Genomic DNA, 15,800 nt, shown 5'->3' with positions numbered 1-15,800 from the left:
TTTCCACAAAGGAAATCAGTTGGCCAGAACCCGCTGCGACGGGAACGTAATTTCCACCAGCGTGCCCTCGTTCGGCGCCGAGTTGATGGCGAACAATGCGCGGTTGGCTTCGGCCATCGCCTTCGTCAGCGGCAAGCCCAGCCCCGTACCCTCGCCACGCATGCGCGTGCCGGTCGTTACCTGCCGGAAAGGTTTCATGGCCTGTTCAAGCTCGGTCCGCGTCATGCCGACACCGGTGTCGCGGATGCGCAGCATCACGCTGCCATTGGCTTCGTAGGCTGTGGACACCACGATCTGCCCGCCGGCCGGGGTGAAGCGAATGGCATTGGCAAGGATGTTCAGCGCGATCTGCTTGATCGAACGGTTATCGGCAACGACGCTGGGCACCGAGGTCGATAGCGACGTGCGGATGATGACGCGTTGGGCATTGGCCTGCGGTTGCACCAGCGAAACGGCTTCCGAAACCGCCTCGTTGATCTCGACTGCGGCAAAGTCCAGCTCCATTTCGCCGGCTTCGATCTTCGATATGTCGAGGAGATCGTTGACGATATCCAGTACATGGCGACCGGACCGGCCGATGTCGCTGGCATATTCGATATAGCGGGCACTGCCGATCGGCCCGAAATGCTCGCTCGCCATCATGTCGGAAAAGCCGATGATGGCGTTGAGCGGCGTGCGGATCTCATGGCTGACGCGCGCCAGAAAATCCGTCTTGTGCGCGTTCGCCGTTTCCGCCGCCCGCTTGGCGCTGCGCAGTTCTTCCTCGGTCCGCTTCCACTGCGTGATATCGCGAATGACGGCGCAATAGCCGCTGGAGGAGGACAGGCGACCCATGGTCATGAACAGCGGAATGAACCCGCCCGACGCCTCCCGGCCGATCACTTCGCGTCCATCGTTGAGCACGCTGGCAACGCCGTGGCCGGCAAGACCCGCGAGATAATCCATGACCGCACGCTGGCTCTCATGCGCAAACAGAGTGGCAAACGGCTTACCGATCACATCGGCATCATTATAGTTGAACAGGGCATTGGCGGAACGGTTCAGCGACCGGATATCGCCATCCGTACCCATCACCACGACGCCGTCCGTTGCCGTTTCCAGGATCGCGCGCAGCTCCTCGGTCTCGATCTGAAGCGCCTCCACCCGCGCCTCGGCTTCGGCGATCGCAGCCTGATCCGCAATCGATGACGAACCTGCCTCGACCGTTTCGGGCGCGTCCGCATGGCTTTCGGCGATGTCCGCGACATACTCGCCTTCGGGCAGCCCCTCGTCCTCGACGGGTAAGGCATCGGCCGGCAGCGTCTCGACCAGAACCAGCGACATCATCAGCGCCACGCCCTTGTCGTCGAACGGAATGGCCTGCAGCCGCGCCGTCACCGGCACCAGCCGGCCGTCATTGCGGATCATCATCATCGCGCCTGGGGGTACGTCGAGAATACCTTCGTCTTCGCCGACGAACAGAGCGTCGATGCCGCCCTCCACGCGCAGATCCTGCAGCGTGTGATAGCCGGTCAGTTCGAGAAAGGCGGCATTCGCATGATAGAGTTCGTCACCGCTGTGGATCAGCACCGCGCTCTCCAGGCGATCGATCATCGCAGGGCTTAGTGCTGCATCTTTGTCGCCAGCCTCGTCGTCGCCCTCAAGCTCGCCGGCGGCAACAGGTTCGAGAACCTCTTCCGTGGGCATGTCGGCAGCGTCCGCCGCTGGCGTCTCGTCATCCGCAGTCAACGCAGCATCGTCCGCGGCTGGCCCATGATCGTCGGCATCCGCAACGCCCTCGGCAGCGTCAGCGGGCTTGTCCTCATCGGCAGGCCTGGGTTCGGGCGTAGCGACGGCATCATCACCAGCCGCCAAGGTCTCATCCGCGTCCGAGGTGGCGTCGCCCGCTGCCTCGACCTCGTCAGGCGCGCCGGCGACCGCTTCTTCCGTTATCGCGTCCTCGGCCTGCACATCGTTCTGACCGACCTCTGCACTTGTCGCCGGATCCGCCGCAGCCTGTTCAGCATCCGTCTCGCCTTCGACCGGTGATCCTGCCGGCTCCGTGCGCTTGCCGAAGGTCGTCGTCAGCTGACGCGCAATCTCGCGAAAGGCCGCCTGCTCGCTTCGCGTCAGCGTCTCGGTGCTTGTCGGGCGCGCATCGTCTATCGGAACGATCTTGTCCGAATGGCGCCGCGATGGCGTCTCTACCAGCTTCAGCGCCGGACGTTCGCCCATGAAGGGATCGCGCGGAAGGCCATCCTCAAGGGGGACGAGGTCATCGGCAACGGTATCGGTTGTGTCAGTCTTGTCCGAAGAGGACACGTCCTCATCCGCCGCAACGAAGAACGAGCCGTCATCCTCCAGCGTCTCGCGCTGCGCATCGGAGGCAAAGTCCTCGTCCGGCAGGGCAGGGGTCTCTTCCAAAGCCTCGCCGAGAACTTCCGCGTCCTGCGCCGGCTCCACATCATCTCCGACAGTCGACAGGCCGGCAAGGTTGAGCCCACGCGCCGCCGGGTCCGCGACCGCATCGGACACCCGCACGATGCCGAAGCCGCGAAAGCCGTCGAATTCCCGGTTGCGCGAGTAGGTCGGCAAGGCGGCGAGATCGACCGGAACGCAGAGCGCTTCGCCTTCGACCGGCCACAGCACCGTCTTGCCCGACCATGTGTCGCGCCGGTTCAACAGCTCCACGATGGTTCCATCGGGATCGAGCGCGAAGCGCGCGGCGAGATCGGCAAAGCTCTGCCCCAGAACATCGGCAGCCTGCGGGCCGACCGCCAGCGCGAACTCGCGCGAAATCTCGCTGAAACGCCCGTCCGCTCCGATCTTCCAGACGAACCGGATGGACCGCATGGCGGGATCGAAAGCGAAAGCCGCGGGCTCTGCAACGGGGACATCGTCACCGCCGCTCGCATCACCCTCGGCATGGGTCTTCGCGGTTAGGTCATCGGACGGAGCGACCTCGTCGCCTGCGGCGTCGATAACCTCGGAAGACGTTTCCTCAACGTCCACGCCGGCCGGCTCAGCCTCCTCAACGACATCGTCGAGGCCATTATGCGCGTCCGTAGCCGGGACATCCTGGTCCACGTCCGTCACATCGACGTCAGCGGCCTCATCGACAACCGGCAGCACATCCGCAGGCTCGTCCGCCACGGTTGTGTCCTCGACCAGATCCAGCGCCTCGTCGTCCGACGCAGCCGTGGCGATCGTCTCATCATCCTGCTCGATGTCCCTCGACGAACCATCAGGCGCGACATCCAAGCTATCGACAGGCTCGAAAACATCGGCCGCGACCTCTTCAGCCTCCGCATGGCTGTCGCGCGCCTCGACATCAGGGATATCAACCGCTTCCGGCACATCCAGATCGGCGGCTTCAGCGCTCGCCGGCGGCTCCGCGGCAGCGGCCGCCGCTTCTACCGGCACGCTGACGTCGCTCGTTGCATCCATATGCCCGAGAATCGTCTCCACCGCGAAAAGCAGGTGCAGCGCCGGATCGGCCGAAACCTTGCCGATGGCTGCCGGCAGCGTTCCCTTGCCCGTGGGTACGGGCCGCTTCAGCAGCCAGTCGCTATCGCGACCGACTGCTTCGACCAGCGACAGCAGCGTCTGCTGCGTCATGCCGAGCGCCTGAAACTGCGGCGACGAGGCGAGCACGGCCCCCGCGCCATCGAGCACCGCCATGTGGGTATCCGGATCGTCGAAACCCGAAATCATCCGCGCGGCCATCTCCGCCACCGGCACGGGACGGCCGGCACGGGATGGCGCAAGGCGCGGTGCGGTGAAGAGGATCGCCCGTTCGCCGGCGCGCACGTCGATCAGTGCGAGTTCGGCATTCACGGTCACGCTCTGGAACCCGGCGGACATGCGCATCAGAAATCGGCGCGTCTCCCCCGCCTCGCGCAACTGGCGCGCGGTCGATTGCAGCTGGCGAAAGGCAACGCTCGCAGCGCTGGGCCCCCCATCCAGAAAGTCATAGATCGAGCCCAGCCCGAAGAGAGCCGCACCCTCGCCATTCGACCAGAGCACCCGCGACAGATCCGGCGCAAACAGAATGGCCGCATCGCCACGCGCGAAATGATCCCGCACACGTTCATGAACGGCAATGTCGATGAAGGGGTAGGATTTCACGGGCATTCTTCTATCCGGCTCTGGCGGAGGTCTCGGGTCTCCGGATGCGTTAATAGACTATTAATATCCGTGACCCCCGAAAGGGTCCAGCTTGAGCATCGTTTTCGCAGTGAAAACCGCCCTCTTTCCTAACGCAAGGTTAATGTAACGAAATGGCGCATGTTGCAGTGCAAAATTATGTTGCATCGCAACATAATTTGTCGTAGAAGATGGTGAGAACCCGAAATCCGCCGCTACAAGCCGACGCCAACCAGGACACTTCGATGACTCAGGACATCTTTTCCATTTCGAATTTCGACCCGAACAAGGTCACCGAAACCTTCCGCGACTTTGCCGAGAAGGGCGCGACGCAATCGCGCGAAGCGTATGCGAAGATGAAGGCGGCCGCCGAAGAGGCTGGCAAGACCATCGAAGCCACGGTCGAGAGCGCCCAGTCCGGCACGGTCGAGCTGAGCCTGAAGGCGATCGACGCGCTGCGCACCAATGCTGAAACGTCGCTGTCCCACATGGAAGCGCTGATCGCCTGCAAATCCCTGTCGGAGGTCTTCGAACTTCAGACGGCCTTCATCCGCAAGCAGGCCGAGCTGGCCATGGAACAGACCCGCGGCATGCAGGAAACCACCCGCAAGGTCGCCGAAAACCTGGTCAAGCCGACCAAGGACGCCGCCGAAAAGGCCCTGTCCAGCATCCCCCGCGCCTGATCCTGCCGTCGGAAAAGCCCCGTAAATCCAGAACCGGACGGGAAACCGCCCGGTTTTTTGGCCAAAATTCGAAGTTCGGACTTGCCAAACCGAACCCATGGCCGTAATGACGCGACCAAGCGACATGCTTGTTCGTGCGGTTGTAGCTCAGTTGGTTAGAGCGCAGGTTTGTGGCACCTGAGGTCGGAGGTTCGAGACCCCCCAACCGTACCATTTTTCCACAATGACATGAAAACAGCTGATCATTCAGGCTCGTGCACTGCATCGAGCTTGAGCACGGCTACGCCCTTGAACAATCTGCGCAATGGATTTCCCAAGGCGACATGACGCCGATCGGCTGCGTCGAATGTACGCTTCTCCCCGTCGGCGGAGGCATGGCGGCGACATTGCTCTCACGACGCTCCTGCTCGCGTATTTCCGGCCTGCTTTCTCCAAACCATCCTCAACCCGCTTTCCTGGTTTTTGCCCGCGTGCACCCGAAAGATCCGACGCACCAACGGAAAACGCCACCCGCAAATTCTCGCGGATGGCGTTTTCCTCACGTCTAGACTCTCATTCTAACCGATCAGAAATCTTCCCAGGTCTGCTGCACCGCGGCGTTGCCGGAGAAGGAGCGGGCGATCTGGGCGGTCATTTTGCGGGCAGGGGAGGCTGCCGGGCGGTGGCTGGCATTGGCGGCGGCGACAGGGGTCGTGGTTCTTGCGGACGAACGTTTGGCGTCGCCGAACTGGAAGCGGCTGATGAGGTCGCGCAGGCGTTCGGCTTCGCCGGCGAGCGCGGCGCTGGCGGCATTGCTTTCTTCCACCATCGCCGCGTTCTGCTGCGTCACCTGATCCATCTGGTTCACGGCCGTATTGACCTCGGACAGGCCGACCGATTGCTCACGCGCCGAGGTCGCGATCGCGTCCATGTGCTGGTTGATGCTGACGATGTAGTCCTCGATGGTCTTGAGGGCTTCACCGGTCTGGCTGACGAGCTTGACGCCGCTCTGCACCTCGACCGACGAATTGCGGATCAGATCCTTGATCTCTTTGGCGGCCTTGGCCGAGCGCTGGGCGAGTTCGCGCACTTCCTGAGCGACCACGGCGAAACCCTTGCCGGCTTCACCGGCGCGAGCGGCTTCCACCCCGGCATTCAGCGCGAGCAGGTTGGTCTGGAACGCGATCTCGTCGATGACGCCGATAATGTTGGCAACCTGATCGGAAGACTGTTCGATCTTCTGCATGGCATCGACGGCATCGGCGACGACCTTGCCGGACTGGCCGGCGCTGGCATTGGCCTGTACGGCGATCGAACGGGCTTCCTCGGCGCGCTTGGAGGAGTTGGTGACATTGGCGGTGATTTCGTCGAGGGCCGCGGCGGTTTCCTCGAGCGAGGCTGCCTGCTGTTCGGTCCGGCGCGAAAGGTCGTCGGCGCTCTGGCTGATCTCGCGGGTTCCGGTGTCGATCTGCGTGGTCGCCTGGGCGACGGAGAGAAGTGTGGCGGACAGCTGGCCGATCGCGCCGTTCAGGTCGTGACGAAGCGCCTCGAAATCCGGGGCGAATGCCTGGTCGAGCTGGAAGCCGAGATCGCCGGAGGCCAGACGGCGCAGGCCGGTGGCAAGGCCGGATGTCGCCTGCTGCATGCGTTCGCGGGCGGATGCTTCGGCTTCGGCCGTCAGGCGCTCGCGCTCGGCTTCCGCATGGGCGCGGGCGGCTTCCGCCTCCTGCTCGAGCCGCTTGTTGCTGATGGCGGACTGGCGGAACACTTCGACCGCGCCGGCCATGTCGCCGATTTCATCCTTGCGTTCGGTATTGCCGGGATCGATGTCGGTCTGCCCGGCGGCCAGCTGGCGCATGGCCTGCGTCATCACACGGATTGGACGACCGACGCTGCGCACGAGAACGATGGCGGATGCGATGAGGATGAGGATGATCGCGGAATTGATGGTGAGGGAGACCGTGCGGGCCTGCGCGACCACGGCTTTCAGCGATGCTTTCGCCTCAGCCGTGATCCCGGTGGCGTCTTCCACCGCGTCGTTGATGAGCTTGCTGGTGGTTTCCGCGACCTTCGTATTGTCGGCGGCGGTGGTGGCGACGGCAGCCGACATTTCCTCGGCCGTCAGCTTGCGCCCACCGACCTTCTGGAACGCCAGAAGGAGGTCCGCGGAGCGCTTGTCCGAAATCGTCTTGTAGTCCGTCAGCCGCGCTGCGATCTGCTTCAGCGTATCGCGCTCCGGCGCGACCTGGAGGGGCTTCTGCATGCCGGCCATGCCATTGTCGAAATAGGTCTTCACATCGGCCGTCGCCTTCCCGGTTTCGGCCTCGCTGTTGACGAGGCGCAGGCCACGCGAGGCGAACCGCATGTTGCTCAGGGCGAGCTTCGCATTGACGACTCCGTCGAGAACGATCTGCTCCCGCTCAAGAATGGCATTGGCTTCTGCCGTCCTCGCATCGCTGATCAGCTGGTTGGAAATGATGCCGAGGACGAGCAGGATACTGATCCCGGACGTGATCATCAATTTGGTGCCGACCTTGGCATTCTGGAAAATGGACATGGGCTCTCTCAACGTGTGTTGGGGGGCAAATCTGGGGAATGGCAGTGTGATCCGACGCCAGTGACGTGCGAAAGCGCCCGGACGACCGAAAGGCCGACGGTACAAGCGATACGTCATGTGCTGGATGGGATCGTACGGGCATCATGCCTGCAACCGACCAGTGTAGTTCTATTGTGGTAGTCTAAACAAAGTTTGAATTTAAAATCCCTAATATATGGGGTGTGCAGTGCTTTATCGCTGGGGTGCAACGACCAATCGGCCGGCGGGGCGCGTACAGATCCGGGCACCGGAAGCGGGCCGTGGTCTCGGGGAAGCGCGCATGCGCTTCAACCCGGCGCGAAAGAACCGCGCATGAGCGGTATTTCACACGACATGCATCGAGACGACCATGAGGGCGCTTTGCATGAAGCAGGGAAACGGGCGGGGTACTCCACCCGCCCGTCCTGTTCTGGAACGATCGATATCAGCGAATGCAGGGGTATTCGCAAACGTAGCCGGGGCGTGCCGGGCCACGCCGGTCGTCGTCGCGGTCGCGGCGATAGCCGTTGTCGCCGGCATCCCGGTCGGCCTGTTCGCGGCGCACGCGCCGGTCGTCCCGCGCACGGTCGTCGCGGTCGTAACGGTTGTCGCGATCATAGCGCGGACGGCGGTCGCGTTCGGTGTAGACCGGCACGCGGTAGATGTCGGGTCGCGATTCCCGGATATAGACGCCGCTTGCCGAATAGCGGGGCCCGCTATCGTAGCGAGCACCGTCATCGACGCAGCCGGCGAGGAGGGCGGTGGAAGAGAGAAGAAGAACCGACAGGACGGCACGCATGGGGTCAACCTTTCAAGGGGGCAATCTGCAAAACGACAAGCGCCAAAACCACGATACACGTCGCCGCCCAGAGCACCAGAGAGACGTCGTCATGCTATCTGCGCTCTCAAACATGAACGGCAGCCGAACATCGCCCTCTCCGGACGCGGCAGGATTGCCAAACCCTCCAGGCTGATGCATGGAGCGTCCGAACAGGGATATGCATCAGCCCTTGTAAAGAACAAGTCTGAGGACAGGGGATAGGGAAGGCGGACTTAGGGTCCGGCAAAATGCCCTGCTCCCTCATGCAATCCGGCTGTGCCAGGGAATGCGCTGCCCGGCGATCATGCCTCGCGGCAGATCGGGTCAAGACAAGCGCGCATTCAGGCATCGGTCAGAACCCGGCCGGAGAAGCCAAGAAAGGACGTCCATGACAGATGGCAACGCGTCTACCGTCCGCAAGCGGATCGTCCTGCATTTTCCGGGCTTCGAGCCTCTGGATGCCCATGCGCACCTGGCGCGTTTTGCGCGCGCGGCCGTGCAGAGCACGCATGTCTGGGGCCTCTATTTCCATGTCGGTCCGCTGGTGGAAACCACGGAGGTTCCCTGCTTCGATGCCACGGCCACCGGCCAGGGCCACCACACGGAAAGCCGCATCCACATCTTCGACCATCACCGACTGGTGGCGCTGCTCACGGACAAGCCGCTTCACCGCCGTCTCATGGCCGGATATGCGAGCGCCGTGCAGGTCGTTCGCCACGGCGGGCTGATCGGCTATTTCCGTCATGCCTGGCGCTTCGGCCTCTTCTTCATCTTCCCGTTCCTGCTGGTCGCGCTCGCGTTTCTCGCCTCGATCGGCTTTGCGCTCGCGCCCCTTCTCCTCGGGTTGCCCGCCTGGAACCTCCTCTGGAGCACGCCGGCCGCTGTTGCGCTCTTCCGGTTCGTGCTGATACCTCAGGCCGAACGCCTCCATACCCTGCATCTCTTTGCCGATTGGGAACTCGCCGTCGCCATGGCCGCGCTCGATCGGCCGGAGGTCGATCTCTGGCTGGAGGCGGCGATCGACGCCGCCCGCAAGGTTCTCGTTGAAGCCCGGGATACCGGCTGCGACGAGGTGCTCGTGACGTCCCACAGCATGGGCTCCACCATCGCCGCCCATGTCATCGGCGCGCTCTTGGAGCGGGAGCCGGAGCTGATGCAGGGCCGCCGCATCGTGTTCGTCACGCTGGGCGGGGCCATCCTGCAATGCGCGCTGCTGCGACCCGCCACCCGCCTGCGCGCCCGCGTCGGGCTTCTGGCGCGCGCGACCGGGATCGACTGGCTGGAAGTCCAGTGCCTGACGGACTCCATCCATTTCTACAAGGCGCCCGTGGTGGCCCTGTGCGGCCATGGGGATGCACCGCCGGCGCGCATCGTGACGATCCGGCTGAAGCACATTCTGTCCGCGGAGCGCTACAAGCGCATCAAGCTCGATTTCCTGCGCGTACACCGGCAATATGTGCTGGGGCCGGACCGGAAATCCTCGTTCGATTTCACCCTCATGACCTCGGGGCCCCTGCCGGCCTTCGACTTCGCATCCTTCTCGCAAGCCGCAATGCCGGAGATCCCGATCATTGATGCCTCGGGTTCCGAAGGTCCGGCGGTTCGCGGGCAGGCTGGGTAGGCGCCCGGCCATTTCTCTCTCGCGCGGTGCGGCGCGATATGGTCTATCCCTGTCTGCAGGCTATGAAGACGGCTCAGACCACGAGAAGCCAGACCACGAGAAGGATGCCTCATGACCGCCCGCTTCGATGTCGCTATTATCGGTCTCGGTGCCATGGGCAGCGCAGCGGCAGCCCATCTTGCCGCGCGCGGCGTTTCGGTGATCGGGTTCGATGCCTATTATCCCGCCCACGGGCTCGGCTCCTCCCATGGCGACAGCCGCCTCATCCGCCTCGGCTACTTCGAGGATCCGTCCTACGTGCCGCTGCTGCAGCGCGCCTATGCCAATTGGCGGGCGATGGAAACCCGGCTGCGCGAGGACATCCTGACCATCACCGGCGTGCTGCAGATCGGCTTGCCGGACAGCAAGATCGTCAGCGGCACCCGCAAGAGCAGCGAAATGCACGGGTTGGCGTCGGAGACGATCGACGCGAAGGCCCTGCGCGCCCGCCATCCCGCCTTCGCAATCGATGACGACGAGATTGCCGTGCTCGACCCGCAAGGTGGATACCTCCGGCCGGAAGCGGCCGTCATGGGTTACGTGAAGCTCGCCGCGACCGATGGTGCGGCCCTGCATTTCGGGGAAAAGGTAACCGCCATCCACCCGGAGGCCGATGGTATCTCGATCGAAACCGCCACCGGCCGCTATAGCGCTGGCAAGGTCATCGTCGCCACGGGATCCTGGATCACCGACCTCGTGCCGGATCTCGCCGGCAAGGCCGTGCCCATCAAGCAGGTGGTCGCATGGTACCAGCCGAAGGATGGCTTCATCACCACGCCGCAGCGCATGCCCGCTTTCATCCGCGACGAGGGGGATAACGGTTCGTATTTCGGTTTCCCGGCCATCGGCGTCGATGGCATCAAGGTCGGGCGTCACGCGCATTTCATGGAGCCGATCGACCCGCATGCGCCCAATCCGCCGGTCAACGCGCGTGATACGGATCTGCTCGACGCCTTCGTCCGCCACCGCCTGCCGACGGCTGCCGGCATGCGGGTGCGCGCGACGACCTGCCGTTACACCATGCTGCCGAGCGAGGATTTCCTGATCGACCTCCTGCCGTCCGACCCCCGCATCGTCGTGGCATCACCCTGTTCCGGCCACGGCTTCAAGTTCACGAGCGTCGTCGGCGAAATCCTGGCGGACCTCGCCCTTGAGGGTGGCACGCAGCTGCCGATCGACGCCTTCTCCTTTGCCGCAATGGACCGTTTCATCGCCGCGAAAAGCGCGAGCGCGGACCTCGAAAACCCGACGCTTTGAGCTTGGCGCTCAAAGCCGTAAGGGCGCAGAGGGGATGGTGCGCTGCTTAAGCCGCATCGATCCGGATGAGATAGACGGTCACGGCCTGCTCCGTTTCCAGCGTTACGTCGCCATCGAGCAGCAGCGCGTCGAGACGACCGAGCCGCACCGGGCCCATGCTGACATCGCCGAGCGACAGCAGCATCTGCGTCCCGCCATGCCGCTTCACCTCCGTCACCCCGTCGATCACGCGCCGCTCAACGGCATGCACGAAGGCCCCACGGCGGGTCATTACGTTGAGATCGGTGATGGCACCATCGACGAGCGTCGCCTCCGTCGTGGCATCCGCAGGAAACGCATGAGGCGCATCGCGCGCCGTCAGCGTCACCGGCGTCCGGCCTGATATGTCCAGCACCATGCCGTGACCGTCGAGGATCGACAGGGTCCGGTCCACGCCCGGAAAGACCGAAAACGGACCATCCGTCGCCACCGAGGCCATGCTGACCCGCCAGCCGAACGTCTCTATGGAGGCGTCTGCCGGAAAGACGGCGATCTCCACCGTCTCGCCGCCGCCGTTCTTCCAAGGCATGCGGCGGTGGTCGCTGTTGCGAAAGACCGTCATGGGGTGTCTCCGGAGGAAAGTGCCGAGAGCGAACGGCAGGCGCGGACGCCTGCCGTTCGTGCGATCAGTTGCCGAGAATGCCCGGCAGGCGCAGGCCCTTGTCGCGGGCGCAATCGAGCGCGATGTCGTAGCCGGCATCCGCATGGCGCATGACGCCGGTGGCCGGGTCGTTCCACAACACACGCTCGATGCGGCGGTCGGCATCCTCAGAGCCGTCGCAGCAGATGACGACTCCCGAATGCTGGGAGAAGCCCATGCCGACGCCGCCGCCGTGATGCAGGGATACCCAGGTCGCGCCCGAGGCGGTGTTGAGCAGCGCGTTGAGCAGCGGCCAGTCCGATACGGCGTCAGAGCCGTCCTTCATGGCTTCGGTCTCGCGGTTCGGCGAGGCGACGGAGCCACTGTCGAGATGGTCGCGGCCAATCACAATCGGTGCTGCGAGCTCGCCGGTGCGCACCATCTCGTTGAAGGCAAGGCCCAGCCGATGGCGATCGCCCAGGCCCACCCAGCAGATGCGCGCCGGCAGGCCCTGGAAGGCGATGCGCTCGGCGGCCATGTCCAGCCAGTTGTGCAGGTGCTTGTTGTCGGGCAGCAGTTCCTTCACCTTGGCGTCGGTCTTGCGGATGTCTTCCGGATCGCCGGACAGGGCCGCCCAGCGGAAGGGGCCGATGCCGCGGCAGAAGAGCGGGCGGATATAGGCCGGCACGAAACCCGGGAAGTCGAATGCATTCTCGAGTCCCTCGTCCTTGGCGACCTGGCGGATATTGTTGCCGTAGTCGAAGGTGGGAATGCCGGCCTGCTGGAAGGCGAGCATGGCCTCCACGTGGTCGCGCATCGAGGCGCGCGCGGCCTTTTCCACGGCCTTCGGGTCGCTCTCGCGCTTCTGGCGCCATTCGGCCATCGTCCAGCCCTTGGGCAGGTAGCCATTGATGGGGTCATGGGCCGATGTCTGGTCGGTGACCATGTCGGGCCGGATGCCGCGGCGCACCATTTCGGGGAAGATGTCGGCGGCATTGCCGAGCAGGCCGACGGATTTCGCCTCGCCGGCGGCCGTCCAGCGTTCGATCATCTCCATCGCCTCGTCCAGCGTGTCGGCGCGCGCATCGACATAGCGGGTGCGGATGCGGAAATCGATGCTGTCGGGGTTGCACTCGACCGCAAGGCAGCAGGCGCCGGCCATGACGGCCGCCAGCGGCTGCGCGCCGCCCATGCCGCCGAGCCCGCCGGTCAGCACCCAGCGTCCGGTGAGATTGCCGTCGTAATGCTGGCGCCCGGCTTCCACGAAGGTCTCGTAGGTGCCCTGCACGATGCCCTGGCTGCCGATATAGATCCACGAGCCCGCGGTCATCTGGCCGTACATGGCCAAGCCCTTCTTATCGAGCTCGTTGAAGTGATCCCACGTCGCCCAATGCGGAACGAGGTTGGAGTTGGCGATCAGCACGCGCGGCGCGTCCTTGTGCGTGCGGAAGATGCCGACCGGCTTGCCGGACTGCACCATCAGCGTCTCGTCTTCCTCCAGATCGCGCAACGAGGCGACGATCTTGTCGAAATCCGCCCAGGTGCGCGCTGCCCGGCCGATGCCGCCATAGACCACCAGCTCGTGCGGGTTCTCGGCGACCTCGGGGTCGAGATTGTTCATCAGCATGCGCAGCGGCGCTTCGGTCATCCAGGATTTCGCGGTCAGTTCGGTGCCGCGGGCAGCGCGGACGTCGCGGATATTGTGGCGCGGGTTGGTCATCGGTTTCCCCTTTTTATGAGTGTGCGAGCGTGGGCGCGATCGTCGCGATGCGCTCCAGAATGTCCTTGAGATGGCGGCGAAGCGGCTCGGCCTTGGCAGGATCATAGGCGAAGGGCGGCGCTTCGGTGGCCAGATGCGTGGATTGCGCCAGCTCCATCTGGATGACGTGGACGCCCTCATTCGGCCGGCCGTAATGCCGCGTCGTCCAGCCGCCCTTGAAGCGGCCGTTGAGCACGCTGTCATAGCCGGCGGCAACGGCGGAGACGGTAACGGCAGCCGCCTCGATCTCAGGCGCGCAGGTCCGGCCATTGTCCGTGCCGATGTTGAAGTCCGGCAGCTTGCCTTCGAACAGGAAGGGGATGTGCGAGCGGATCGAGTGGCAATCATAGAGAATGGCGACGCCATGCAGCGCCTTCACCCGCGCGATCTCGGCGGCAAGGGCGGCATGATAGGGCTGGTGGAAGGCTTGCAGACGTGCCGAAATGTCCTCGGCCGTGGGCGCAGCACCTTGCCTCCAGATCGGTACGCCGTCGAAATCGGTCTCCGGCACAAGCCCCGTGGTGTTCTGCCCGGGATAGAGGCTCCCGCCCTCCGGATCGCGATTGGCGTCGATCACGTAGCGGTGGAAGGTGGCGCGCACGGTTGTCACCTCCGCCAGCAGCCCGTCATAGAGCGTGTGGATGTGCCAGTCGGTGTCGGCAAGGATACGGCCATTGTCGTTCAACCGGGCGGCAATGTCGGAAGGTACGTCCGTCCCCGTGTGCGGGAAGGCGAGGATGACCGGCGAGTTGCCCCGTGTGATCTCGAAAACGGACATGTCAGGCCTCCAGAACCGGCAGGATGCCGTGGGATACCGCAGCGTTCAACCGGCCATCGGCCACGATGTCGCGCGCAGCCTTGAGGTCGGTCGCCATGTAGCGGTCGGTTTCGAGCGTCGCCACGACGGTGCGGATGGCGGCGATGACGTTGGACAGCTCCGGGCTCGACACCAGCGGAGCACGGAAATCGATGCCTTGTGCCGCCGTCAGCGCCTCGATGCCGATGATGGAGAAGAGATTGTCCGTCATCTGCAGCAGCCGGCGTGCGCCGTGGCAGGCCATGGACACATGGTCCTCCTGATTGGCGGAGGTGGGCGTCGAATCGACGGAGGCCGGGTGCGACATCTGCTTGTTCTCGCTCATCAACGCCGCGGACGTCACCTCGGCGATCATCAGGCCGGAGTTCAGCCCCGGCGTTTTCGCGAGGAAGGCCGGCAGGCCGTAGGAGAGGGCGGGATCGACCAGAAGCGCGATGCGCCGCTGGGCGATGGCCCCGATCTCGCAGACCGCAAGAGCGATCTGGTCGGCGGCAAACGCCACGGGCTCGGCATGGAAATTGCCGCCGGAGACGACGGAGTTGTCGGAGAGCACGAGCGGATTGTCGGTCACCGCATTGGCTTCGATCTCCAGCGTGCGGGCGACGGAGCGCAACAGGTCGAGGCAGGCGCCGTCCACCTGGGGCTGGCAGCGGATGCAATAGGGGTCCTGCACGCGCTCGTCACCCTCGATATGGCTTTCGCGGATCACCGAGCCCGCAAGCAGGCCGCGAAGTGCCGCCGCCGCATCGATCTGGCCCCGATGGCCGCGCAGGGTATGGATATCGGGATGGAACGGTGCCGAAGAGCCCATGGCCGCATCGGTCGAAAGCGCGCCGGTGATCAGCGCCGACTGCGCCGCACGATGCGCCCGGAAGAGGCCGGCGAGCGCCAGTGCTGTCGATACCTGCGTGCCGTTGATGAGCGCCAGCCCTTCCTTGGCTGCGAGAATGACGGGGGCAAGGCCGGCCCGCTCCAGCGCGGTGCGCCCGTCGAGCCGTGCGCCCTCGAAGAAGGCCTCGCCTTCGCCCATCATCACCGCCGCCATATGGGCGAGCGGCGCGAGATCGCCGGATGCGCCGACGGAGCCCTTTTCGGGGATGACGGGAATAACGCCCTTTTCCAGCATGGCCTCGATCAGCCGCACCAGCGCCAGCCGCACGCCCGAAGCGCCGCGGCCGAGCGAAACGAGCTTCAACGCCATGATCAGCCGAACGATGTTGTCGGCCAGCGGCTCGCCGACGCCGCAGCAATGCGATAGGATGAGGTTGCGCTGAAGCGTCGCGACATCGGCGGCATCGATGCGGATGCTCGCCAGTTTCCCGAAGCCGGTATTGATGCCGTAGACGGGAGCATTGCCACCGGCGATCTCCGCGATGCGCGCCGCAGCCTTCTCGATGCCGGCATCGAAGGAGGGATCGAGCCGGGCGGGCTCGCCGGTCCAATAGAGCGTTTCGAGGGTGGAAAGGGGCACGGAGCCCGGCTGCAGAACAAGCGTCATGGCAAAGT

At 64.4% G+C, this 15,800-nt stretch carries 10 protein-coding genes and 1 tRNA gene; 4 read left to right on the top strand and 7 right to left on the bottom strand.

From position 1 onward, the window contains the following. Window positions 1-15: 15 nt before the first annotated feature. Entirely contained in the window at window positions 16-4,113 is a 4,098-nt protein-coding gene (locus C8J33_RS09150) for an ATP-binding protein (RefSeq protein WP_132663821.1), read from the bottom strand. Between the two features lie 257 nt (window positions 4,114-4,370). Between C8J33_RS09150 and C8J33_RS09145 the strand changes: the two genes are divergently transcribed. Further along, on the top strand, window positions 4,371-4,808 hold the full coding sequence (locus tag C8J33_RS09145) for a phasin (RefSeq protein ID WP_132663819.1): 438 nt from the start codon (window positions 4,371-4,373) through the stop codon (window positions 4,806-4,808). Between the two features lie 136 nt (window positions 4,809-4,944). Next, a tRNA-His gene (locus tag C8J33_RS09140) sits at window positions 4,945-5,021 on the top strand. Window positions 5,022-5,373: 352 nt separating this feature from the next. Here C8J33_RS09140 and C8J33_RS09135 read toward each other — a convergent pair. Both C8J33_RS09135 and C8J33_RS09130 read right to left on the bottom strand, forming a co-directional pair. Then, complete coding sequence (locus C8J33_RS09135; protein ID WP_245507096.1) at window positions 5,374-7,344, bottom strand: methyl-accepting chemotaxis protein; 1,971 nt, start codon at window positions 7,342-7,344, stop codon at window positions 5,374-5,376. 463 nt (window positions 7,345-7,807) lie between these two features. Further along, complete coding sequence (locus C8J33_RS09130; protein ID WP_207904014.1) at window positions 7,808-8,161, bottom strand: hypothetical protein; 354 nt, start codon at window positions 8,159-8,161, stop codon at window positions 7,808-7,810. Between the two features lie 409 nt (window positions 8,162-8,570). On the opposite strand from C8J33_RS09130, the gene C8J33_RS09125 reads away from it, so the two are divergent. Beyond that, window positions 8,571-9,803, top strand: coding sequence for a hypothetical protein (locus C8J33_RS09125; protein ID WP_132663817.1), 1,233 nt, complete (start codon window positions 8,571-8,573; stop codon window positions 9,801-9,803). A 111-nt stretch (window positions 9,804-9,914) separates the two neighbouring features. Beyond that, on the top strand, window positions 9,915-11,099 hold the full coding sequence (gene solA / locus C8J33_RS09120) for an N-methyl-L-tryptophan oxidase (protein WP_132663815.1): 1,185 nt from the start codon (window positions 9,915-9,917) through the stop codon (window positions 11,097-11,099). 46 nt (window positions 11,100-11,145) lie between these two features. Here the strand turns inward: solA and C8J33_RS09115 are convergent, their stop codons facing one another. The 4 genes from C8J33_RS09115 to hutH all read right to left on the bottom strand — a co-directional run bounded on the left by C8J33_RS09115 (window position 11,146) and on the right by hutH (window position 15,792). Continuing rightward, window positions 11,146-11,700 (bottom strand): HutD family protein, encoded by a 555-nt coding sequence (locus C8J33_RS09115; RefSeq protein WP_132663813.1) that lies wholly within the window; start codon window positions 11,698-11,700, stop codon window positions 11,146-11,148. Window positions 11,701-11,764: 64 nt separating this feature from the next. Continuing rightward, window positions 11,765-13,438: a urocanate hydratase gene (gene hutU / locus C8J33_RS09110; RefSeq protein ID WP_110799984.1), complete on the bottom strand. Its 1,674-nt coding sequence runs from the start codon at window positions 13,436-13,438 to the stop codon at window positions 11,765-11,767. 13 nt (window positions 13,439-13,451) lie between these two features. Then, window positions 13,452-14,255, bottom strand: a complete 804-nt coding sequence (hutG, locus tag C8J33_RS09105; protein ID WP_132663812.1) for an N-formylglutamate deformylase — start codon at window positions 14,253-14,255, stop codon at window positions 13,452-13,454. Between the two features lies 1 nt (window position 14,256). Next, complete coding sequence (gene hutH, locus C8J33_RS09100) at window positions 14,257-15,792, bottom strand: histidine ammonia-lyase (protein ID WP_132663810.1); 1,536 nt, start codon at window positions 15,790-15,792, stop codon at window positions 14,257-14,259. Window positions 15,793-15,800 lie beyond the last annotated feature (8 nt).

The organism is Rhizobium sp. PP-CC-3G-465, assembly GCF_004343445.1.
Lineage (GTDB): Bacteria > Pseudomonadota > Alphaproteobacteria > Rhizobiales > Rhizobiaceae > Ferranicluibacter > Ferranicluibacter rubi.
Note: the sequence above shows the minus strand (reverse complement) of the source record. Positions and strands in the feature narration are given on the sequence as shown.